Below are 21950 nucleotides of genomic sequence, written 5' to 3' on the forward strand. Positions count from 1 at the left end.
ATATTCAATAATGAATGGTAATTCTTAATCAAGATAAAGATGCACATTGATCATATCGGAATTGCGGTAAAGGATGCTAAGGAAGCCACAGAAACCTATTCGAAAATCCTGAATGCAAAGCCTTCCAAAACAGAAGTGGTTGAAAGTGAAAAGGTGGAAACGGTGTTCTTTCAAACCGGGGAATCCAAAGTGGAGTTACTGGCGCCGACCGCTCCCGATTCGGTGATCGCAAAATATGTAGAGAAAAAGGGCGAAGGACTCCATCACGTAGCTTTTGAAGTGGATGATATTCACGCGGAGTTAGAGCGTCTTCGAAATGAAGGATTTACTGTATTAAATGATGAACCCAAAGAGGGAGCCGATAACAAACTGGTCGCTTTTGTTCACCCCAAAGACAACCATGGAGTGCTGGTAGAATTGTGCCAGACTAAAAAGTAATTTTCGGTTTTCTGCTCTGCAAACTGTCCTTTATCAATAAATTAGCTCACATTGAAGAAACATTTTCTGTCGTTCGTTTCAAATTTTAAAGATGAGAATTCCTATCTAAAAGAGTGGCTGGATTATCATATAAAAGTTGGGGTCGACCATTTTTACTTGTTCAATCAAGATGGATCTGAGGAGTCCTGGCGTATTCTGGAACCTTATCAGAAGGAAGGAATCGTTACGGTGCATGACTGGACTAAAATAGACTCAAAATATGAGGGCCCTACGTTCTTTTTTCAGAAAAATAAAAATCACATGGGCTACACGCATGCCGCAACTCATTACCGACAGGAAACAGAATGGCTGCTGAAAATTGACCTCGATGAATTTTTGTTCATGGCTGATGAGCAAGAGAGCATCAAAAGCTGGCTGAAACAGCTTGACAAAGATTCCATTCGGGCAATTCGCGTACCAAGAATTGATTTTGGAAGTAATGGCCATCAGAAAGAACCGGAAGGTGGTGTTCTGGAAAATTACACCCGAAGGGAAGAAAATCCCTCTAACTATAAAGATATGGCCAATTCCGATTTTCTGAATGATAATAATCGGTGTTTTTCTTCTCATAAATGGGCATATCGATGGTTTTCGGGAGGGAAGATCTATGAACCTGATCCAAAAAATAGCCTTCGAATCAATCACTACTACACCAAATCAAAAGAAGAATATTTTGACCGGCAAAATATCAGTCGCGGCCGCAAAGTAAGTGAGGAAGACTTCAGAGCTATAGAGGAGCGGACTAATAAAGTGGAAGATCGCTCTATATTAAAATATTTACCACTTAATTCGGAAAAATAGGTTGGGGTAAATTGATAAGCTTAAACTTTTTCTCCAAAAACTACATAAAAGCGAATTTTTAGTGGATCTGCCCCAACTAATTTCATTATAAAAGCAATAAAGTATCGGTGCAATGGGTACATTAATTTTGCTTTACTTTTTGCTGTCTTCCGTATAAATGAAAGCATTTTTAACCAGCTATATTCCTTAGCATTTAAGATATATCCGGCAGTAATGCTGTGTGCATTTTTCGAAAATTCTTGAGTAGCCAACACATTGTTAAATCTAATACATGCATCAAAACGCTGATCAAGCATATCTTCATTTCGCTCTTTTATGAGTGAAGAATCATGGTCAAGAACAACATACACTATGCTACGACTAACATTGATATGCTTGGCATGAATTAAAACCTGGAGATTGAACAATACATCATTCGAATAGTGTATTTCTTCAAACTCAATGTTATGATCAACAATTAAGCTTTTGGAAATCAGCTTTGCCCAGGGAGCATCTATTTTAGTGAGGATTTTTTTGGTACTAACGGGTTCATTTTCTTGAATATTAGCCGCTTCTTCAATCAAAAAATTCAAGAAATTTGTTCTGCCAGATTTTTGACCCTTTGCTGTTATTGAACGTGTTTTAAAAACTACGAAATCGTATTTATTCCTTGTTACCGCATCAAATTCTGTAAAGGCTTCCTGGCTGAAAAAGTCGTCACTATCTGCAAAAATCAGGTATTTCCCGGAGGCATGAAAAATCCCTTGATTTCGACCCCAGCCGGCTCCTTTCGGGTCTTTGTCATGGTTATAGAGAATGGTTAATTGCGGCGTTTCAGCCTCTAAAATGAGAAGCTTTTCTTTTGTGGAGCCGTCACTTGCATCATCAATAACAAGAATTTCAATATCTTTTCTCTTAGGAATCGTAGAGAGAAGTTGGACCAATAGTGCAAACCGGTTTCGATGAGGAATAATTATACTATATTTATGGTTATGGGAGCCCAACTCTACTTAATATGATATCTTAAAACCAATTGTGGATGTAGATTTATTCGAACATCATCGGGTACAAATAAATAATTATCTCTTATACCAATTCCCAATCCGGCCTGATATTCCAGCAGGCCGATCTGATTTTTGACATTCAGACCCAAATAATGTTCGATATCCTGATAGTTTCCAATGTCATCATATAATCTTAAATAAAAAACATCGTCGTTGAAGCGGGTTCGGTAGTATTCAAAAAGTACCGACATCTTATTATGATGATAGCTGATATTCACCGAATGATTGCTGGAACCGGGCCCAATGTAGGCCCCCATCACTTGCCCATTATTGGCATATCCCTGGCGTACCTGTCCATGGGTATATAAAGATCCGGAGGGGCGTAGCCTCGCGGTTTCCCAGGTTGCCAGATTAGCATTTTCAAATATAAACTGAATTTTACTTTCACTATTCAGGCTAAAATTCTTTACGAATCCCCAAACAAACCCTGCATTTTGTTCGGGCTGAGTGATAAAATCCGGGACATCACTGAAAAAATCACCGCGAATCCATTCCAGGTATATTCTGATATCTTCACTTTTTGAGTGCCAATCTACTCCAAATGAAAATACCTGGTCGGCTCGTTCATTTACATTGCCCTGTTCATCCAGCTGGTCGTCTCTGAAAAAATCAGTGGCAAGTTTTATGTAGTCAAGGTTGCTTTCCCGATCTTTAGTTTGAAGACGCAGACTTCGCTGCAGGCTAATCGAAAATCCGGGGAAAAAGCTGGGTTCATACCCAAACACAAACCCATTATGGATCTGTGTGTCATCGGAACTATCATTATTGAAGTAATCTGATTCTTTTGTAACACCAAATACCCATTGCATTTCCAGATTCCCAATTCGGGTATTCCATGGCAGATCGTTACCAATTCTTACATTCGGAAAACCATTCGCGTTGTTGCTCATCATAGGCTGATTAAAGATCGCCGGCCCCCAAATCTGATTCTGAGTGTTAAGGCTAACGCGTACATTCCGGTAGGCATACGCGAGTTCAGACTGCCCAAAATAGGCCTCAAAAAGGCTTTCATTACCATAACGCTTTACATAGTCGATGCCGTTGGTAAACCGATCCTGATAGGTAGGGTTGGACCCGTAACTTTCCCTCAGGTCAAATTCCGTATTTTGCGCAAATACCAGTTGTGGGGCGATGGTAAATTCGAAATTCCCAAAGCGCCCCTGGACACCTGCAACCAACGATTGATTGATCCCTTTCCCCTGCCAAAGATAGCCGTCATTGAAACCCGAGGCATAGCCGGTATTAAGGGTTGTATGTGAATAAAGAGGCAATACTTGAACATAATTACCGGCGGATTTGGGCTTATAGCTTACAACTGATTTGAAAGCAATAGAACTGCTGTCGTGATCAGTCAAAGCCGTTCGTTCAATTACATCATAGTGATTTAACAAAACCTCCTGTGCCCTAACAATCTCACTTAGAGTCATTAAAGCGACTATCATAAAAAAATACTTCAAACTGTTGTTCATAAACTATCATTTTTGATCACATCTTTCACCAAATGTGATATATCATATTCCTTTCCATGCAAGGTATAATTTTCCAATATGTTTCCCTCAGCCCATTCATTATACGCTTTCACAAGAATAAAAGGCAGTTCCTTGATATTGAAGACCTCTTTTAATACTTCCATTTGAGATCGAACCTGATCTTCAATTGAGCCCGAAACAACGTTTCCTGAATTCTCATATCTATACGTTGTATCCCATCCGCTTAAAATAGTTGGGCAAAAATTCGGGTATTGCATATTCTCGTTAAGGTGCAGCCTGAACCACTCTGTGTATTCTTCAATTGAAGTTACTACCGGCTTTTTCCAAGGATTAACCGAAGACCATTTCTTTCTCCTTTTAAAAACATTTTTCTGATTGAACACATCTTCCGGCGGAAAACCTATTCTGAAATGCTTTAAATCGGATAGTATTTCGCTATTTAAAAAAAGCGTAGGGAATACCCAATGAATTTCACTCCCCGTTCTTTGGGTAAAAGCATCGTTTAGAGCTAGAATATATTCTTCAGCTTTTTTATGGTGTGGTGCATTTACCTGAAATAATGGATTTGAATCTATTTTCAAATATCTCTCATCTTCAAAAAAGGGGAGTAAGTCATCAATATGACTTTCTATATGTTCTAAATTATAGCGCTGTTTGAAGATAATATCGTTCTTTTTACCCACCCACGAACCGGTCCAGTCGCTATTAGCCCATGCAAAAAAGAAGTTTTGAGGTATGGACGGATTTTTTAAGTGTATCTCAGGTACTTTTTCTAATGCCCGTTTTCCTTTCTTAAACCAATAGTACCAATACACAATCCCATCAAGGCCGATCTCCCTCGTATTATGTAGAATCCTTTTCGCTTCCTTTGGCTCCGACAGATCATAAAAATCACCGTTTTGAGGAAGCATTGGATTCTTGTGGCCTTCAAAACGGGGTTTTGAGTTCCGAACATTCGTCCACTCGGTAAAACCTTTTCCCCAATACTTATCATTTTCAGGGATAGAGTAGAACTGAGGTAAAAAATAGGCATAAACAGGGATCATAAAACCGCTCAGCTTTTACTATTCATGATTTCGCCATCCTGCATGCGGATGATCTTATCGGCTAATTGTTCGTAGGTGTAATCGTGGGCAATGTTGATGACCACTTTTCCTTTTTCTTTTAGATGAGGAAGTACTTTCGTGTAAAATATTTCTTTGGAATGCACATCCTGATAGGCCACCCATTCATCAAAGATATACACTTCTTTATCCTCCATCAGCATGTGCACCAACTGGAGTCTTTTCTTTTGCCCTTCAGACAGATCAATAGTTGTAAAAACACCATTCCGGATACTCACTTTATGATCCATCTCCACCATTTTTAAGTAAAAATCCGCTTTTTGAAGCTGCTCCTTGCTCAAATGCGACAAATCATCAAACAGATACGAATCGGTTAAAACCACAGCAAACCGATCCCGGTAATCATCAAGATCAGCATCTTCAAGCAATGTATCTCTGTAGTAGATTTCTCCGGTGTTGGGTCGATACAATCCACATATAAGCTTAATCAGCGTGCTTTTTCCGGAACCATTTCCTCCTTCAATAAATAGCCGGGCTCCTTTTGTCAGCTTAAGGTTGATATTTTTGAGCCGGAATGAATCCTTGCTGTTTTGATATCTGAAATCCACGTTCCTCAACTCAATAAGCGGCCGGTCATGATCTTCCGCCTCCGGTGTGACTTTTATCGCCTCCTGCCCTGTTCCACTTATCGATTTCTGGGTGGTGCTTGTTTTTTCAGAAATTTTATTAAGCTGAATACCAAGTTTCTCGATCTGTATCAGCGAAGCCTCTATCCTTTTGATGGTTCCTAAAAAACCGGATACAGTAGATAGCGGGCCCAACATAAATAGTATCAATGTTAAATAGGTGTTGAAAAAAGAGACGGTAACGATCTCAAACATATATACCAACAAAATGATAACTCCCAGAAATGCCATCAACACTACATCATTCAAACGATTGTTGAATGAGTTAAATACCATTTCCCGAAAATACCACTTCATCTGAATCTCGGAATTCTCTTTCAATTTATGCTCTACATATCGCTCTTTGAACTTCTTATGGAGCATTAAGTTGGCGATCCCATACACCAACCCTTCGATTAATTTATAGATCACATTTGAGTGCTCACGATTCAATTTCGCATATTTACCTACCAATCTGATATTGATAAAATTGACTATATATACGATCCCAAAAGCCCCTAAGGTCAAAGCCCCCATCTTGGGAGAAAGCCAAAACAAGTACACCAAAATACCGAGAACGGTGGCGATCCCGGTGGTAACGCTTGGCAGCCGGTTTATGAGGTTTGCAATATGATTCAGGTCATCGGTTAGCACCGGCAGGATATTCGACTTCATACCTTCCACTCGCTCGAAGGGAGCTGAAAGCACCTTCTTTGAAAGCACTACCCGTAGGCGGTGAATCATCTCCCGGTTGATCTGAGCTATGCTAACAGAAGATGCCAACGATGCCACCAAATACGCAGCGATCATCGAAAAGAAATAGATCGCAAATTGCGTGGTATCAAAGGTGTCTGCATTCGTTAATGAAGCATGGATCTCTTTTATGATAAGAGTGGAAAAAAGCCCGGTTAACACCGAAGAAAAAATCGTTACGAACAGTAAAAAGTAGGATCCTTTTAGCAAGCGTAGTAATGCGCGCATTAACTTACCAAGATTTTTTTCCTAACGGGTTTAATTTGTGCAGCTTGAAGCATTTAGAGTGGTTTAAACAGCTCAATTAGTGGTTTTATCAGAACTTCAATCTAAGAAACAATTCTTGTAGAAAACAAATGCAACTGCTCTCGATGTAGCTCCTTAAAAAGGTGGTTTTCCAGTTCCTATTTCTCAAATGATGAAGGTACAGGATACTTTTTCTCTAAAAATTCCTTTACTAATGTAACCACTTTGGGGTTGGGATTATCTCTGAGATCATCATTTAAACAATAGAAATCGGGGCTGTCTTTTTTCATTTGTTCAAAAAAGGACTGCTGTCTTTTAACATTATTCGTCAACTTATGAAATCTGAAGACTTTATTTAGCTCTGTGATCCAAACCGGGTCTGATTCCTTCCGATGGTTTTTGAGCATGTGATAACGGTACAACTTATAGGGACACAAATTACGATCATCACGAAATTTGCTCTGCCGGGTACGCTCTGTTTTGTCAGGAAATAATGAATAAGCTTCTTCCCAATACCTTTTATTGATCAAGATCGGCTGGTGTTCAATAATTCCCATTCCAATTAGGTCCCGATAACCATCATAAATTCTCCAGCCGAGGTTTTCACCAAAAAGCGTATTAAAAATGCGATACTTATTATCCTTATAAAATGATTTCAGCGTAACAGGCGCACCAAACAGAAAATCATCATTCATATACAGAAAATTTTCCCTCAATCCGGGAATATGATGCATAAAACTTTCAATCACATTAGAGTTAAACGTTGGGAGGTATTTCTCAGGAATAACCTGATCGTGATGCACCAGCTCTATGCGATCACTGTTTGTATGGAGCCAGTCGGGCACCTGTGGTCTTGCCGTTAAAATGTATATCTTGTTAAAAGAGTTGAAGTAGGTTTCCAGCGACCGGAGGCTGTATCGCATCATTTCAAAAGAATCCCGGAAACGCTCGGGGTTGGTATCTTTTTTTATATTTGCGTGCTCATTGCGGACTTTTGCATAATCCGGGTCAGCCCCGTTAACCCATGTGTAAACTACATCAAAATTCATTCAGCGATATTAAGGAGGACTTTTGCTAAACCCTGTTAGTTACCAATTCCGGCGAATTTTTGAATATACTCAAAGAATCGTTCATACGAGAATGAATAATGTAGACTTACGCCGCAAGGTGCTGTGGGAATTATTCCAAAGCTCGAATCATTTTTTAAAATCCCTGGATGTAGATTATTGGGTCAACTTTGGTACGCTGCTCGGTTTTTACAGAGAAAATGACATTATCGGCCATGATATAGACATCGACTTTGGCTGCCATGAAAAATACTATCCAAAAATTCTTGCCAGCAAAAACAAACTGCCTCGTGAACTCACTCTTTGTGATACCTCCAGTCGCCATAATGGGCCCAAGCTTTATATGAGCTATAAAGGCTTTGATGCTGATATTTATTTTTATAAAGAGGATGGCCAAAAGCTCTACAGTTACGAAAAGACAAAATGGGAAAACTACAATGCTCCTATCCCCATGGAAATGGTCTTCCCCACTCAAGATCTTGTGGCCAGGGATATTGAAACCCGCGCTCCCAACGATATTGAAGCGTACTTAAAAACCATTTACGGTTGCCTGGACAAAGATGCTGTTCGAAACCCTGAGACTGGATATTGGGAACGGGCTGAATCTTAATAGCGCTGTATTTCTGCCGGTTTACAAGTTGGGAAGCACCTGGGATAGTGCATACTCCATATGCTTTTCATTGTCGATCTCGCACCAATTCAGATTTGGAAAATGAGCCACATCAATCGGTTCCTCATCCAGAGAGTACTGTGCAAGCATGATCTCATAATCTTCACTGTGATCAATATTCACCCGATTACAATAATCCGAGAAACGGGAAAGAAATCCTTCTGAAAGTGCCCAAATCCCGGTCATAACTCCTTCCGGTTGACTTTCACTGTCAACTTCTTTTGTAAGATTTATCAACCTTCCGGCTTTTGAGGAAAAATAAACATTATCGTCAAGGCTCAGTGGAGCTGAAGTCACAATTTTGTTATCGGATCCGGCCTTTTTGCGAAGCTGTTCATAAATGCCCGGATCATATAAAATATCCGCTTCCAACAGGTAAAAAGCTTCCTTCACCTGTTCCTCAAACATCAAAAAAGTGTAGATACTTGCGCGGGAATCATAATGGGGGTTTTCTATCAGTGTGACTTCTTCATATTTCTGCTCAAGATATTCGAAACTCTCCATCAGGTGTCCGCATCCTATTAAAATACGCCCCACTCCGGATGCCCTCAATGCAAGAATAGAATATTCAATAATCGGCCGACCCTTAAGTGGCGTTAACGGTTTAGGAAATTCGTCTCCGGTTACACTACGCAGCCGGGTTCCTTTTCCTGCAGCAAGAATAATAGCTGTTGTTGGTTGCATATCAGTTAGCGTAGATCTTCTCAATTTTTTCAGTAAGCAGTTTCCAGTCGTGTTCACCTGCAATTTTTAAACCTTTTTCGATCAAGGCTTCCATTTCTTCAGGCGATTGTATGTGCTTTTTAAGCAACTCAAACAATGCATCTGTATCTCCGGGGGGTGGAAAATTATCTACCCCGTATTTTCGGCCAATATTCAAGTAGCCATCATTACCATAGCCTGCTACTTTAACCCCAAGAGCCATCCCTTCCAACAAAACGATACCAAAGCTTTCACCATATAATGACGGCGCCACCAGGAGATCGGAATCCAAAAGCATTTGATTTTTTTCATCATCGCTTGTTTGCTCAAAAAAAGAAATACCTTCCAGCCTGTTTTCTTCAACAAAAGTTTTAGCCTTTGGCAACAATGGGCCGTTACCCAGCATTTTCAATGTCACGTCTTGACCCAAGTCCCCCTCCTTCAAACGACGATAAACTTCCAGCAGGTCAAAAACGCCTTTTCGGCTTTCAAACCTTCCGATAAAAATTAACCTAAATTCATTCTTTTCTGGTGGAGTTGGGGATAATCCATCACCGGCATCAGCATCAATGCCATTGGGCAATATTCGAAAATTGCCCGGAGGATTTTGGAAATTGACTCCCATCGCATTGGCCTGGGTTTTCGAAACAGAAATAATTTCATCCACTTTGGGGAGATAATATTTAGCGGCCAGCCTCATCAAATTCCCCCCAACATATTTTCCAATGCCAAAATCGGGAGGGGTATCATGAAAAGTACCAACTTTCTTTACGCCCTTGGGCAACAATCCCAATAATTGGGTTTGCATCAGCGGGTTCCAAATGGTGTGAAAGTGCACTACATCAGGGTTGAAGTTTTTTATGATATCGAGCGTGCGTTCTTTTTCAGTGGAATTCAAAACAGATATATCCACGGATGTGCCCCAAATACCCACTCTTTTTGCTTTCGTCAAATACTTAACTTCGCAATCAAACTTTCTTTCAAGGGATGATTTGGTTAAGCTTGGAGCAAAAACCATCACATTGTGATTTTTCCGGGTCAGCTCGTTACTTAATTGCGTAACATGAGACTGAACTCCACCTGGAATAGATAAATCGTAAGGGCACACCTGAATGATGTTCATATATAAAGCGCGTCAACAATATGTTTGAAAATCACGCTACCACCGATACTTGTGTTTTCTCTGATAGCGATCATTTTTTTGAGCAGTTAACCGCCGACGTTCAAACAGCAAAACGATCTGTTTGCATACAATGCATGAGTTTTGAAGCCGACCGGGTTGGTACCAAACTTATTGAATTGCTTGGCAGTAAGCCAACCCTTGAACGCACTTTATTGATCGATCAATATTCTAAATATGTCGTAAACGATACATTTTTAAATGCCCCCCAAGGCTGGATGAATCAAAATAATGCCCGCACCGAGCGCAAAGCTTTAGACGGACTTATAATAAGAGCAAGAGAAATGGGTATTCGCATTAAGTTCACAAATCCCATGGGTTTTATGATGTACCGGTATCCCGCCCGAAATCACAAAAAAATGGTGCTGATAGATGACAGAATATCTTACCTGGGCGGCATGAATTTTACAGAGCACAATTTTCATTGGACCGATATAATGATCCGTCATGAAGAACCCGATATAGCAAACGCGCTTAAACATTCTTTTGATTCGGACCTTAAGGAAGCAAAAGCTCCGCCTGTAACGCCCATCAATAACCACAGTACGCTTTATACTTTAAGTGGACTGAGCACAAAGCATACGTTCCAAAAAATATTGGAGCGCATCAAATTAAGTGATAAAGTTGTCGCTATATCGCCCTATATTTCATACCCTATGTTGGATGCAATTGCAGCGGTCAGTGACAATTCCGTAATCGTACCGGCAAACAACAATAAGCCGTTTATTCGTTTTATCCACGGATTACAGCGTTATTCAAATGTCAATTTTAAATACATACCGGGTAAAATGCTTCACGCTAAATTGCTCATTCTGGATGACGAAGTAGCCGTATATGGTTCTTCCAATTTTGATACCATCAGCTATTTTTTTGAAAAAGAGGTAATTTTAGTGAATAAAGATCCAATTCTTACTACGAAGCTAAAAACTTTTATCTCAAAGTTAATCAACCAACAACCATAGATGTCAGCAGCGGGTTTTTTCAGCGAGTACGAAAAGTCAATAAAGAATAGAATTGTTGAGGAAGGCTATGACCTGGTATTTAGCCGACCCTGTGGGTACGTTCTTGCCAAGTTTTTTCACACACTAAATTTTACCCCAACCAATATTTCTGTTTTGGGCATGCTGATTGGGGTAACCGGCGGCATCATGCTTTACTGGCAAGATGTGTTTTTGTACACCGCCACCGGAGCCATTTTGGTTACTTTTGCCGGGCTGATGGACAGTGCCGACGGACAGGCTGCGCGGCTGTACAATCAGCATTCGGAAATGGGGCGTTATCTGGACTTTTTTAATGATATGCTCGTTTTCATTAGTTGCTACGCAGCCGGCATGCATTATTTTGCTGATCAATACACCCTGGCCGGAGTTTGGGCTATTGGGTTAGCCTCCGGGTTTGTGCATAGCGTAAAATCTAACATTTATGAATACTACAAAGGCGAATTTCTGCATTTCTCACTTTCCGATTCCAAACAAAGAAATGAATCGGTAGAATACTTACGCGAAAACTTTGACCGCACCTCCACTGTAACACGGCGCATCACTTATCCCATCCTCATTGATTATGTAAAAAGACAAAACCAGCTCAAATTCCGAAGTGATGAAGTGACAGACATTTTTGAAGAGGCGAGAGCCAAAGATCCCCAAAAGTTCAAAGAGATCTACGAGCGTAATTGCCGCAAAATGCTGGCGGCCTGGGCCTGGGTTTGTGGATCTAACGTTATGCGGAACGGCCTTCTGATCTCCAGCCTGTTCGGAAGAATGGATATTTTTGTGATTGGAAATATCGCTTCTTACGGATTATATCTTTATGTAGGAAAAAGGCAAAACCGTGCTGACAAAAAGATCCTCAAGGAGATCAAAGATTGGGATCTTAACGCCTTAGAAGATAAGTCTGTACAGACAGTGCTATAAGGTAGGTAGCAACCAGCGTGGTGGTGATGCCGGTGATAGCCAATATCCCTACCGACTCCATTCCGGGATGATCAATAAACAGCAATCCGATAAATCCAAGTATAGTCGTAACCGAGCAAGCGGCAAGTACCGGGAACTTCACCGATATAAAGTATTCCAGAAAATTCGACCTTTTGTTGATTAGCGCATCAACAAGGTGAATGCCGTTGTCGGCTCCCACGCCTATAATGATCGGGAAAACGATCACATTGTAAAGGTTGATATCAAACATAAAAACCGAGCGGATGGATAGCAGCATGCCAATTGTAAGTAACAAAGGAGCAGCTGCCATGAATGCCTTCACCAAAGACCGATAGTAAACCAAGAGGATCAAAAAGATGGTGATGAGAGGAACCACAAAAAGAAATGTGGACTCGCGAATCAGCAATTCAAGAATACTGGAAGCAATGATCGTTGTACTTGCCGCATAAAATGTTTTCCCGGAATCAATACGAATGGTGCCAGAGCTTTTCCTGAATTGTATAGACGTTTGCCCGTTCGATAAACTCATAGCAGGGTAAATGACCACCAACGGTGCCATACTCCCATCTTTATAAAAGAACCGGTTCTTAATGTACTTCGGCAACCCGTCTATGCTTGGAGGAACAGTGTTTTCAGCGATATCAATGAATTCTTTTGCATCATCATTTACATCTTTCAAAAACTCTTCATTGGCATTTAAAAGTTGCTGTATCGAATCTACTTTTTGGGCTTTTTTATCCAATTCCTTACGGTCAACCGGATAACGTGCTGAAAAAGATTCCACTCGCTCAATGTCATTATACGGACCGCCAATTCCTTTCTTAATTTCCGAAAACAGCTCCTTTGATTCCTGAATATTATCGGTAATAAAATAGGACGGCTCGTGATATCCTTCGCTGGTGTTGGTTTCAGAACTCAGTGAATCATAGGGGGTGGCTCGTGAGGCCGGTTCCAGATCCGAAAAGTTGAAATTAAAACTCATGGACTTGGCTCCAATAAATCCACCGAACAAAATCACTATAAAAAACAACGGCAGGGAAACGGTACGAATGGGTTTGGCGATTTCGGACAAAAATGTGGGTGACGGTTCAACCGGTTTCTCGCTTTTCGTGGTGTTTTTAGCCAGTGACGGGGAAAGCAGCAGAAACAGATAGGTTGAGAACAGATTCACCAAAACATTGATGAAAAAGATGATCCCAAATTGAATAAAGCCTTGAAATTCAGCAAAAATAAGGCTCATGATGGCCAAACCGGTAGTCAAACAGCTTAGTAAAATGGGTTTGGTGGAAGAAAAATAAGACAAAACCACTTTTTTGACTGAAGAAGTATTCGGTGGATGCTGCTTATTAATGGAGTAAAGATGCAATATATAATCGAGATTGATCCCGAACAGAATACTGAAAATGATGCCGGTAAAGACATTGATCTCATTAAAAATGAAGGAAGAAAGCCCGATGGATATCACAAAACCAGAGAATAACACAAAAAACATCAGTAACAGGTCTATGATGATATACCGGGCTTTGTAAGCGGAACTGCGGTTTATGAATATCATGTACGCCACCAGAAAACTAACGAGACTTAAGATCCCGATCACGAGCGCTTTGGTTACAGAAGCTTGTACATCGTTGATCTTGTTGTAATGATTTACATAGGAACCGCCCCAAAATAGTTCAAGTCCTTCATGTTGTGCTTCTATCTCCGATTTCTTTTGCCTCAGTAAGCGGTAAGTTTGCTCTACTTTTGAATAATCACTTTTGGGAAAATCAGGCAAAAACAACATGCTGATCACGGTGCTGTCTTCATTTATTTTGTAGCGCCGGGTGTTTGCAACCTCTTCCAGCAATACTGAAGACTGTCCCCCCAAATCAATTTCTGCGGATTGACTATCCTCCTCATCAAAGTTGACGTACATGGGATTTGCTTCCAGCTTTTTCTCCCTGATATACTCATCCACTTCTTTATGCAGCTGATCAAGTTCCGCATTCGTCATCAAAAAAAGTGCCGATTTCCTGATGTCGTACAGGTCGTTCTCCAGTTCGGCTCCTCTAAAAATATGCTGCCCATTTTGCTTTAATTCCAAAAGTGTATCACGAATGGCGTGAGCCGGTTCTATGACCGGCCTGTCATCAACTGAGTGTATCACCAGCGTGAAGCCGCCCTCCGTTGAATTCAGTTCCTCAAGTTTTTCGTAGGTAGCAAGATGATCGTTATCCTCAGGCAAAAGAGCGATCAGCTCCCCGTTGAATTTCAGGTTTAAGCTCCGGTTCAGCAAATAACCAAATGCCATTAAATACCCAATGATAAGGAGCAGAAATATGTATCGGGGCTTTGTCAATGTGTGCTATCTGTAAAAGGTTTGGGGATGCTCAGTTTTTGAGATAGGATCTGATCTCGGAGATCACATATTCCAGATCGCTTTTCTGCAAATCTCCAATTACCGCCATCCGAAACGTATCTGATTCCGGAATTACACCGGGATACACGGTGATATTTCGTTCGTATAAATAGTCATGAAAGTGATCAAATCCTTTTGGCAAAATGCCCGTTCGTTTTATGGCGATAAGGATCTTTGACTGTTGTTCATCCGGTAAATAGAATTCAAATCCAAGCTCGCTCATTCCATCATATAAAACCTGCCAGTTTTGTTTATAGCGTTCCCATCTTTTGCTAACGGTTTCTTCGAGGGTCTCATCAATAGCTTGCTTAAATGCATAGCAAACCTGCACCGGTGGTGTGAACCGCAACTGCCCTTTTTCCTTTAAATACTTCCATTGTTTATGCAGATCGAAGTAGAAGTTCTTTGAATTCTTTTGGAGATGCTGTACTTGGTCCTTGTGAAAAAGCACAAACGATAATCCCGCCATGCCCTGAATACATTTATTGGATGAGGCAGCAAGATATCCAATGTTTAATTCCTTCAGGTTGATGGGATAGGCTCCAAAGGAACTCATCGCATCTACGATCAGCGTAACATCCTCCTCATTACATACCAAAGAAATTTCTTTCAGCGGATTCATCATTCCGGTTGAAGTTTCATGATGAATCATAGCCAGGTGAGTAAACGTACCGCCCACAAGTTTTTCCTTGATACGATCTCTGTCCGGATACTCGCCAAACGCATGAATGGTCTCATGCGGAAGACCGTATGATTCACAGATCTGCTTCATCCGAATGCCATAAGCACCATTGGTGACAATGAGGACTTTCTTTGTCTCATCCAATGCTGAGGTGAGCATTGCTTCTACCGCGCCGGTTCCACTTGCAGCAAACAAACACGCTTCGTATTCATCCTCAGCGTTGCCAATGACCTTTAGTCCATTGACTATTTCATGCATCAATGTCCCAAATTCTTCTTCCCGGGGACAAATATCATTAACCACCAGGGCATCCTTCACACTTCTTGACGTTGTTCCAGGGCCGGGATTCAGTAATATTTTATGCTCCACTTCCTTCATTGTTATTCCTCTGATAGAAACTTCATAAAGTTTTGTTTGTTTTCTTGCGGGGAAAGCGTGGGACGGCCGAGGTCTTTTCGAGCTCCCGTCCTGGTCATAATCTCCAGGAGTACAGGGCCTTCTGTGCTTATAAACTCATCGAGCGTTTTACCTAATGATTCAGGATCCTCAACACGCATAGTCTTTTTGTACCCACATCCTTCCGCAATTTTTCTGAAATCAATGTTGAAACCGGCTGTTGGCTGTCCTCCTACCGATTCATGCGCCCCATTGTTGACCAAAATATGTCTGAAATTTTTAGGCTTTTGATCGCCAATGATCGCCAAAGCGCCCATGTGCATGATCATCGCCCCATCTCCGTCAATGCAATAGACCGGGCGGCCTTTCTTTTCCATGGCAATTCCCAGGGCAATTTGAGAGGCATGCCCCATACTGCCAACCGTCAGAAAATCACGCTGATGTCCATGGCCATATTTTTCGCGCAACTCGAAAAGCTCACGGGAGGTCTTGCCGGTTGTAGAAACAATGATATCCTTCTCGCCCAGTTTTTGAATGATTTGCTCAAGGGCTTCTTCTCTTTTCAAAGAATAGGAGGCAATCTCTTTTCCCTCAAAACTATACTCCTCAAATGTTTTCGGCGGAACGAGCAGCACATAAGGGGCCGGGTTTGTATTCATTACTTCAAATGCTGTATCTATTTGTTTCTGAGCGAGGGCTTCATCTCCACTTAAAATCGCATAAGGCAACTGCAGCGCCTTCAGTTGTTCTTCCTGCGTTTTTCCCGGTTTGATATGCTGAGGCTCATCTTGTGCGTCAGGATGTCCTCTCCAGCCCACCATGATCAACACCGGAATGGAGTACACTTCTTCATCCACCAGCGATGTAAGTGGATTCACGATATTTCCAAAACCCGAATTTTGAAGATAGATCATCGGGATTTTACCGCTTGCAAGGTGATAACCGGCCGCAATGGCCAATGCGCCACCTTCGTTTGCTGCGATCAGATCGTTGCCTTTATCAAACGCAAAGGAGCCGAAATGCTTGAGCAGGGAATCAGGAACTCCCAGCATGAATTCAACGCCCTTACGTTCCAATAATTCATAAAAAAAAGCAGGTTTCAGCATTTCGATCAGTTTGGAAGTATTTCCAGGATATCTTTGATGGACATGCAGTATTCGTCTGCTTCCAGCGAGCGCTTGTTGGTGAGAATAGACTCAGCGGTTCTTTTCATCGCCGGAAATGCACTTCTCAACAAATGGTTGGCATAGATCACCACATTGAAGCCGGCATCTATCAGCTCTTGTTCCGTAAACTGGTTATATGATGACGGAACAGAGACAACCGGGACTTTGTAATCAAAGTTTTGATATTCTTTCATGAATTCAAGGATCTCTTCCCCGTCTTTTTTCCGGCTGTGGATCATAATGCCATCAGTTCCGGCTTCTATATAAGCCTTGGCGCGTTTCAAAGCCTCTTCCATCCCCACGTTGGCGATCAGGCTCTCAATTCTTGAGATGATCATAAAATCGGAGGTCACCTGGGCTTTCTTGGCACGGGAGATCTTTTCACAAAAAACGGCCACATCTTCCAGTTGCTGCTTTACTTCTGTTCCAAACAGGGAATTTCTCTTCAGGCCTGATTTGTCCTCAATAATTACGGCAGAAACTCCCAGCCTTTCCATATTTCGAACCAAAAGCTCAAAGTGCTCAACCGGCCCTCCGGTATCACCATCCAGGATAATAGGTTTCGTGGTTACATCCAGAATGTCGTTTATAGTCTGAATTCTGGACGTTCTGTCTACGTATTCGGTATCCGGCTTTCCTTTGGCTGTAGAATCTGTGAGGCTGCTTACCCAGATCGCATCAAATTCTCTGAGCTCTCCTTCGGCCTCAACTTTGGTTTCTTCCACAATCAGGCTTGAGATACCGTTGTGCGCTTCCATTACCCGAACAATTGGTTTTGCGGAAATCAAACGGCGTAACATTTTTCTGCGGATGTCAGGCGTAGTCCCAATTTCCCGCAAAGCTTTCCGCAAGCCTGATGAAGATATGCCCTCGGTATAATCCGGTTCAACAAGCTCGCCTCCCCATTCATCCAGAATCCGAATCACTTTCTGGCGAATATGTTTTTGAGGGCCCACTCTCCAATCGGTTCCATGTACCACGTAATCGGGTTTAATTTTTCTGAGGTTCTCTTCATAGTCCAGCGTTTTTTGAAGGACCACCTCACTGACTCCCTTAATATTCTCTAAAATACGTTTGCGTTCTTCATACTCCAGAAATGGGATTCGGCTGAATTTTGTAACTGCTTCATCAGATAGTAAGCCTACGGTGACCTCACCTAACTCCCTTGCTTTTTCAATGATATTGATATGCCCATGATGAATGAGATCCGTTCCCATTCCGACGTAAACTTTCTTCATTTAGTAAGTGATTTAGCTTTTTTTTGATTCGATCCAAAATAAGGGAAGAATGTGTTAATTCGCAGTCTCTTTTTGGGTTTTGATCTCAGTTCGGTTTTAAGCTTTTCGGCTCACCGGGTTGGCCAACAAATGTATTATAAATTCACCTCAAAACACTTATTGATAGAACTTAGGTTTATAAAAACTACCGGTCTTCGGCAAACATCAGAGTATAATTACAGCAATACACTCTCAGGAATCTTGACTAACCCTCATTTATAGCTCAGAAACGACATCCCGAATTTGGTTAGCATTGTATGCTCCCTCTATCGCATTGTGATTAAAAACCATGAAGTAGTGATAATTTTCACCAGATAACTCAGCCCACTTCTTACCTAACTTATTTTTGGCGATGCTATCCGAATTATCACGATCATCTCCTTTGGTCTCAATGATTACCACATTTCCTTTTTCTGTATAAATCAAGAAATCAGGATAGTGATTGCTTTTAAAACCATTGATGGCAAAACCTTTACCTCTTTCAAGATTTCTATGCCAAAATTTTACGTTATCAAGATTGTGGATTTTTAGCAGGATCTCTTCCTCAAACTTATTAATTGAAGCTTCCCTTTCATAAAGGGATCTGCTTATACTGGGGGCTAAATTTCCCGGAGTGAGCTGTTCTTTCAGCTTAAAGTTTGGATGTGCTTTAATCTTTTTCGTATCCACCTTCTTTTGAAATTCTTTCTCAGCGTGTTCATCTGCTAAAGCTCGAATCTTTCGTTTAATTATATCTTTGTATGTGTATTTATTCTGTATGCAATGGATCAGCTGTTCACTGTTCATATCACTCAAAATCCTTTGCACATACACTTTAATGTCCTCCTCAGGGATAGGATATATGCTGCCAATAAGCTCAATTAATGTGTGAGCAACACTCTTTACCTGATTTTCTTTTGGCTGAGACCGGATGTATTCCACCAATGGTTCTCGCACTCGATCATTTTCAATCCTTGCAAAAGATGGAGTAGATTGGTTGTTGCCCGTTTCTTCCAGATCCACTTTATAAAGCTCCGATTCTAACTCAGAAAAATTGATTTCTGCATTTTGGTTACTGAGCCGAAAATCCCCTAACAAATAATTCTGATCCAATGGCACCAATTCAGATTCGGTTCCAAACAATTCATTACCGGCCCCTTTGATCTCAATAAAAAACTGGGGAAGCTCAAGACTCAGGGCTTCTTCCTTAAAGTGGTCTTTCATTCTATACATAGTCACCTTCGCATGTTTGAGGTCGTTGTATTTTTCCGCTTCCGAATCCCCTGTATCCTGAATTTTGCGCTCAAATTCTTCGCTTTCTTTCACGGCTGTTTCCTCAATATCTGAAACAATCTCGTCTTCAATCTCTGTGTCTTCAGCGTTCTCCGAACTGAACCGGATTCTATTCGTTTCTATCGGTTCGTCTTCTTCTGCTACTGGTTTTTGTTCAGACTCACCTAAAACCAATTGCTCCAGTGGATCAGATGATTTTTCCTGTGATTCTTCCTTCCGATCTTTCTGCCGATAGTCTCGTTTACTAAAGCCAGATTCTTGTAAAGCATCAACGATATTATCGAGTGTTTCTGCAAATTGGTTGGAAGCCGTTAGGACATAAGAAAGATTCAGTAGCGGAGAGTTATGTTTAATCACACCAGGCTGCCGTAGAACCCTTCCTAATATCTGCTCCACATCTACAGCAGATGAACGGTTGGCTAATGAAGCTAAGATATAAGCAAACGGACAATCCCAGCCTTCTTTCAGTGCGTTAATGGTAATGATATACCTAATCGGACAGTCCTTTGACATCAAGTCTATGCCATCAAGATCGTTGATATTTGCTGTTTTAATAGCAATCTGTTCCTCGGGAATCTGAAGCTCTAAAAGCTGTTCTTTGATTTTGGTGAAGGTCGTAGAATCATCGTCCCGGTCTGCCTGGGCCTGAAAGAGCACAATTGGCCGAATGTATTTTCCGCCATCTTCATGTTCTTTTTTGGCTAACCGCTCTAATTTACTCTGCAGATGAAGGGCACTGTTTACCACTTCTGTTTTATCATGATGGTTATACACAATCACCGGCAACTTAACCATGTGCTCTCTTTTAAGCGCCATAGCCGAAGCCGTAGAGATGATATTGCTGTTACTTTTTGGAGTTGCTGTGAGATCCAGAATGAAACTTGGCCGCAGATCCTTAAGCATTTCTACACTTAAATCGGTTTCCGCATTATGGCTTTCATCCAAAACAACCACGGGATTTAGCTTTCTGATCACATTAATAAGAGCGGTCTCATCGGTGTCTTCCAACACATGATCGGTTGTTTCAAAAGAATCTGCAAAGCTTGCAAGCTGACCGTTTTCCTCGAATACTTTTCGGTCTTCTTTCCTTCTGGCCCGCAGACTGGCAAAACTCATCACAAAAATACTGAGTTGCTCTTCAACTACTGTAGGGTTGAAATTAGCTCCCTGTAAAAGATCCTCTTTTTTATATACGCCAACCCGATGATTGAATAGTGAATTTAATTTCTGCCGATACGGATGATCCGGGTCCGAAAGTGCTTCATAGGCTTGATCTAATAAATTCCTCCAGGGTACCAGCCAAACTACCGCTTTGGGTTTGTTGACATCAAAAGCATTGAAAATAGTGCGCAGGGCATTTACGGCAATGAAGGTTTTACCACCGGCTGTGGGGACTTTGACACAGGCATGAACCGCGCCGGGTACATTGTTTTTATAGGGACGCATCCCATCACCGGTAACAGGATTGTAAGCTCCAATCTTATCTTCCCAAAACCGGTTGAACGCTTTAGCATAGTCATGATCTTCCTGAACGTATTCTAAGTACAATTCCAGGTCATCCAGCACATCTTGTTGGTAGGGTTTAAGCTCCATTATTCGTCCTTATCTTTTCCCTTTTTGAGCATTTTCTTCACTTCTTTATCGAAATCAGACTCAAATTCCTGGTCCTGAACCACACGGAATTTTGAATACTCTTTTGCTGCTAATTGCTTTGCCACCTTGGAAGAAACCTTGCCCGGATTATCCAATACTTCATAATCATTGAATTTCAAAAAAGCATCCAATCGCTCTATCCAATCCCGCATTTTCATGGGAATCTGTCGCTTGGCTTGGTTTTCTGCATAGTCCAAATACATGGATACAATTCGGTTTAACTCGCTGATCTCATCTTCATCTAAATAGTTTTTGGCTACTTCTGTATCCGATTTCAGGACTTTTCCATCCGGCGCATTTTTCCAGGTTTTCAACCCCATGTTCTTCTTTTTAGCATCTGCCCGATCCTTGATGATTTCGGCTGCGGTTTGATTAGTGATAGCCCAGTGCAATTTATTCTGCACTTTCTGAAAGAAGGTTCGGGTAATTTTAGCATTGGGATCGTAATCAATACTACAGTCTTTATAGATATCCGTAATTTTTTGGTAAAATCTCCGCTCGGAAGCTCTGATCTCCCGAATGCGCTCCAGTAATTCATCAAAATAGTCTTTACCGAAAATTCGGTTGCCTTGCTTCAGTCGCTCATCGTCCAGAGCAAAGCCTTTGAGGATATATTCCCGAAGAACCCGTGTAGCCCAAATGCGAAACTGTGTAGCTTCAGAAGAATTCACCCGATAGCCAACTGATATAATGGCATCCAGATTGTAGAATTCAACATTTCGGGTTACTTCCCGATCTCCCTCCATCCGAACTTGTGCAAATTTTGCACTAGTTGCTTTTTTAAGTAATTCACCTTCTTCATAAATCTTTTTTAAGTGCTGAGTAATATTTTGTGGTGTTGTCCCAAATAATCGCCCCATAGACCTTTGGGTTAACCAAACAGTTTCATCTTCTATAACAACTTCTACATTGATGTCTCCTTCGGGAGAAGTGTATAGTATAAAATCCGAATGGCCTTTTGATATTTCACTCATAACTAATTGAATTTTTTATTCTTCGAACTTGTAAGTAATT

Annotated in this window: 18 protein-coding genes; 5 read left to right on the forward strand and 13 right to left on the reverse strand. The window is 41.2% G+C overall.

Features of this window, described 5'->3' with window-relative positions; translation table 11 throughout:
• The first annotated feature begins 39 nt into the window (after positions 1 to 39).
• Together mce and B151_RS0111700 are read left to right on the forward strand one after the other, a co-directional pair.
• The gene (mce, locus tag B151_RS0111695; protein WP_020403823.1) at positions 40 to 438 is read left to right on the forward strand and encodes a methylmalonyl-CoA epimerase; all 399 of its coding nucleotides are present in this window, start codon (positions 40 to 42) and stop codon (positions 436 to 438) included.
• A gap of 51 nt (positions 439 to 489) precedes the next feature.
• Complete coding sequence (locus B151_RS0111700; RefSeq protein ID WP_020403824.1) at positions 490 to 1278, forward strand: glycosyltransferase family 92 protein; 789 nt, start codon at positions 490 to 492, stop codon at positions 1276 to 1278.
• Positions 1279 to 1298: 20 nt separating this feature from the next.
• Here the strand turns inward: B151_RS0111700 and B151_RS0111705 are convergent, their stop codons facing one another.
• From B151_RS0111705 to B151_RS0111725, 5 genes are all read right to left on the reverse strand, one after another.
• Positions 1299 to 2261 carry a glycosyltransferase family 2 protein gene (locus B151_RS0111705; RefSeq protein ID WP_071594704.1) on the reverse strand — a complete coding sequence of 321 codons (963 nt, stop codon included), beginning with the start codon at positions 2259 to 2261 and terminating at the stop codon, positions 1299 to 1301.
• A gap of 2 nt (positions 2262 to 2263) precedes the next feature.
• Complete coding sequence (locus B151_RS0111710) at positions 2264 to 3763, reverse strand: capsule assembly Wzi family protein (RefSeq protein ID WP_169332213.1); 1500 nt, start codon at positions 3761 to 3763, stop codon at positions 2264 to 2266.
• Between the two features lie 23 nt (positions 3764 to 3786).
• Positions 3787 to 4857, reverse strand: a complete 1071-nt coding sequence (locus tag B151_RS19610) for a glycoside hydrolase family 99-like domain-containing protein (protein ID WP_020403827.1) — start codon at positions 4855 to 4857, stop codon at positions 3787 to 3789.
• A gap of 8 nt (positions 4858 to 4865) precedes the next feature.
• A complete protein-coding gene (locus B151_RS19615; RefSeq protein WP_020403828.1) occupies positions 4866 to 6521 on the reverse strand; it encodes a cyclic peptide export ABC transporter in 1656 nt (551 codons plus the stop codon).
• 176 nt (positions 6522 to 6697) lie between these two features.
• Positions 6698 to 7588 (reverse strand): Stealth CR1 domain-containing protein, encoded by an 891-nt coding sequence (locus B151_RS0111725; RefSeq protein ID WP_020403829.1) that lies wholly within the window; start codon positions 7586 to 7588, stop codon positions 6698 to 6700.
• A gap of 91 nt (positions 7589 to 7679) precedes the next feature.
• Between B151_RS0111725 and B151_RS0111730 the strand changes: the two genes are divergently transcribed.
• Positions 7680 to 8216 (forward strand): LicD family protein, encoded by a 537-nt coding sequence (locus B151_RS0111730; protein ID WP_020403830.1) that lies wholly within the window; start codon positions 7680 to 7682, stop codon positions 8214 to 8216.
• 21 nt (positions 8217 to 8237) lie between these two features.
• Here the strand turns inward: B151_RS0111730 and B151_RS0111735 are convergent, their stop codons facing one another.
• Positions 8238 to 8960 carry a phosphocholine cytidylyltransferase family protein gene (locus tag B151_RS0111735; RefSeq protein WP_020403831.1) on the reverse strand — a complete coding sequence of 241 codons (723 nt, stop codon included), beginning with the start codon at positions 8958 to 8960 and terminating at the stop codon, positions 8238 to 8240.
• Position 8961: 1 nt separating this feature from the next.
• Positions 8962 to 10101, reverse strand: a complete 1140-nt coding sequence (locus tag B151_RS0111740; RefSeq protein ID WP_020403832.1) for a glycosyltransferase family 4 protein — start codon at positions 10099 to 10101, stop codon at positions 8962 to 8964.
• A gap of 20 nt (positions 10102 to 10121) precedes the next feature.
• On the opposite strand from B151_RS0111740, the gene B151_RS0111745 reads away from it, so the two are divergent.
• Both B151_RS0111745 and B151_RS0111750 read left to right on the forward strand, forming a co-directional pair.
• Entirely contained in the window at positions 10122 to 11120 is a 999-nt protein-coding gene (locus tag B151_RS0111745) for a phospholipase D-like domain-containing protein (protein WP_020403833.1), read from the forward strand.
• A complete protein-coding gene (locus tag B151_RS0111750; RefSeq protein WP_020403834.1) occupies positions 11121 to 12071 on the forward strand; it encodes a CDP-alcohol phosphatidyltransferase family protein in 951 nt (316 codons plus the stop codon).
• Here B151_RS0111750 and B151_RS0111755 read toward each other — a convergent pair.
• From B151_RS0111755 to B151_RS0111780, 6 genes are all read right to left on the reverse strand, one after another.
• Positions 12031 to 14382 carry an MMPL family transporter gene (locus tag B151_RS0111755; RefSeq protein WP_157470961.1) on the reverse strand — a complete coding sequence of 784 codons (2352 nt, stop codon included), beginning with the start codon at positions 14380 to 14382 and terminating at the stop codon, positions 12031 to 12033. The two genes, B151_RS0111750 and B151_RS0111755, sit on opposite strands and share 41 nt — an antisense overlap.
• Positions 14383 to 14461: 79 nt before the next feature.
• The gene (locus tag B151_RS0111760) at positions 14462 to 15550 is read right to left on the reverse strand and encodes a 2-aminoethylphosphonate aminotransferase (protein WP_020403836.1); all 1089 of its coding nucleotides are present in this window, start codon (positions 15548 to 15550) and stop codon (positions 14462 to 14464) included.
• Positions 15551 to 15552: 2 nt separating this feature from the next.
• Positions 15553 to 16674, reverse strand: coding sequence for a phosphonopyruvate decarboxylase (aepY, locus tag B151_RS0111765; protein ID WP_020403837.1), 1122 nt, complete (start codon positions 16672 to 16674; stop codon positions 15553 to 15555).
• A gap of 5 nt (positions 16675 to 16679) precedes the next feature.
• The gene (gene aepX / locus B151_RS0111770) at positions 16680 to 17972 is read right to left on the reverse strand and encodes a phosphoenolpyruvate mutase (protein WP_020403838.1); all 1293 of its coding nucleotides are present in this window, start codon (positions 17970 to 17972) and stop codon (positions 16680 to 16682) included.
• A gap of 255 nt (positions 17973 to 18227) precedes the next feature.
• Positions 18228 to 20876, reverse strand: coding sequence for a DEAD/DEAH box helicase (locus B151_RS0111775; RefSeq protein ID WP_020403839.1), 2649 nt, complete (start codon positions 20874 to 20876; stop codon positions 18228 to 18230).
• Entirely contained in the window at positions 20876 to 21910 is a 1035-nt protein-coding gene (locus tag B151_RS0111780; RefSeq protein WP_020403840.1) for a virulence RhuM family protein, read from the reverse strand. The genes B151_RS0111775 and B151_RS0111780 overlap by 1 nt, the downstream gene beginning before the upstream one ends.
• Between the last annotated feature and the right edge of the window lie 40 nt (positions 21911 to 21950).

It is taken from the genome of Gracilimonas tropica DSM 19535, assembly GCF_000375425.1.
In the GTDB taxonomy this organism is placed as follows: Bacteria; Bacteroidota; Rhodothermia; order Balneolales; family Balneolaceae; genus Gracilimonas; species Gracilimonas tropica.

What these genes read in the sequence shown, in the direction of transcription:
- B151_RS0111745 (WP_020403833.1), top strand. Translation starts at nt 10,122, where the DNA reads ATGTTTGAAAATCACGCTACCACCGATACTTGTGTTTTCTCTGATAGC.
- B151_RS0111730 (WP_020403830.1), top strand. Translation starts at nt 7,680, where the DNA reads ATGAATAATGTAGACTTACGCCGCAAGGTGCTGTGGGAATTATTCCAA.
- B151_RS0111780 (WP_020403840.1), bottom strand. Translation starts at nt 21,910, where the DNA reads ATGAGTGAAATATCAAAAGGCCATTCGGATTTTATACTATACACTTCT.
- B151_RS0111775 (WP_020403839.1), bottom strand. Translation starts at nt 20,876, where the DNA reads ATGGAGCTTAAACCCTACCAACAAGATGTGCTGGATGACCTGGAATTG.
- B151_RS0111760 (WP_020403836.1), bottom strand. Translation starts at nt 15,550, where the DNA reads ATGAAGGAAGTGGAGCATAAAATATTACTGAATCCCGGCCCTGGAACA.
- B151_RS0111740 (WP_020403832.1), bottom strand. Translation starts at nt 10,101, where the DNA reads ATGAACATCATTCAGGTGTGCCCTTACGATTTATCTATTCCAGGTGGA.
- B151_RS19615 (WP_020403828.1), bottom strand. Translation starts at nt 6,521, where the DNA reads ATGCGCGCATTACTACGCTTGCTAAAAGGATCCTACTTTTTACTGTTC.
- aepX (WP_020403838.1), bottom strand. Translation starts at nt 17,972, where the DNA reads ATGAAGAAAGTTTACGTCGGAATGGGAACGGATCTCATTCATCATGGG.
- B151_RS0111750 (WP_020403834.1), top strand. Translation starts at nt 11,121, where the DNA reads ATGTCAGCAGCGGGTTTTTTCAGCGAGTACGAAAAGTCAATAAAGAAT.
- B151_RS0111735 (WP_020403831.1), bottom strand. Translation starts at nt 8,960, where the DNA reads ATGCAACCAACAACAGCTATTATTCTTGCTGCAGGAAAAGGAACCCGG.
- B151_RS0111710 (WP_169332213.1), bottom strand. Translation starts at nt 3,763, where the DNA reads ATGATAGTCGCTTTAATGACTCTAAGTGAGATTGTTAGGGCACAGGAG.
- aepY (WP_020403837.1), bottom strand. Translation starts at nt 16,674, where the DNA reads ATGCTGAAACCTGCTTTTTTTTATGAATTATTGGAACGTAAGGGCGTT.
- B151_RS0111755 (WP_157470961.1), bottom strand. Translation starts at nt 14,382, where the DNA reads ATGGCATTTGGTTATTTGCTGAACCGGAGCTTAAACCTGAAATTCAAC.
- B151_RS19610 (WP_020403827.1), bottom strand. Translation starts at nt 4,857, where the DNA reads ATGATCCCTGTTTATGCCTATTTTTTACCTCAGTTCTACTCTATCCCT.
- mce (WP_020403823.1), top strand. Translation starts at nt 40, where the DNA reads ATGCACATTGATCATATCGGAATTGCGGTAAAGGATGCTAAGGAAGCC.
- B151_RS0111725 (WP_020403829.1), bottom strand. Translation starts at nt 7,588, where the DNA reads ATGAATTTTGATGTAGTTTACACATGGGTTAACGGGGCTGACCCGGAT.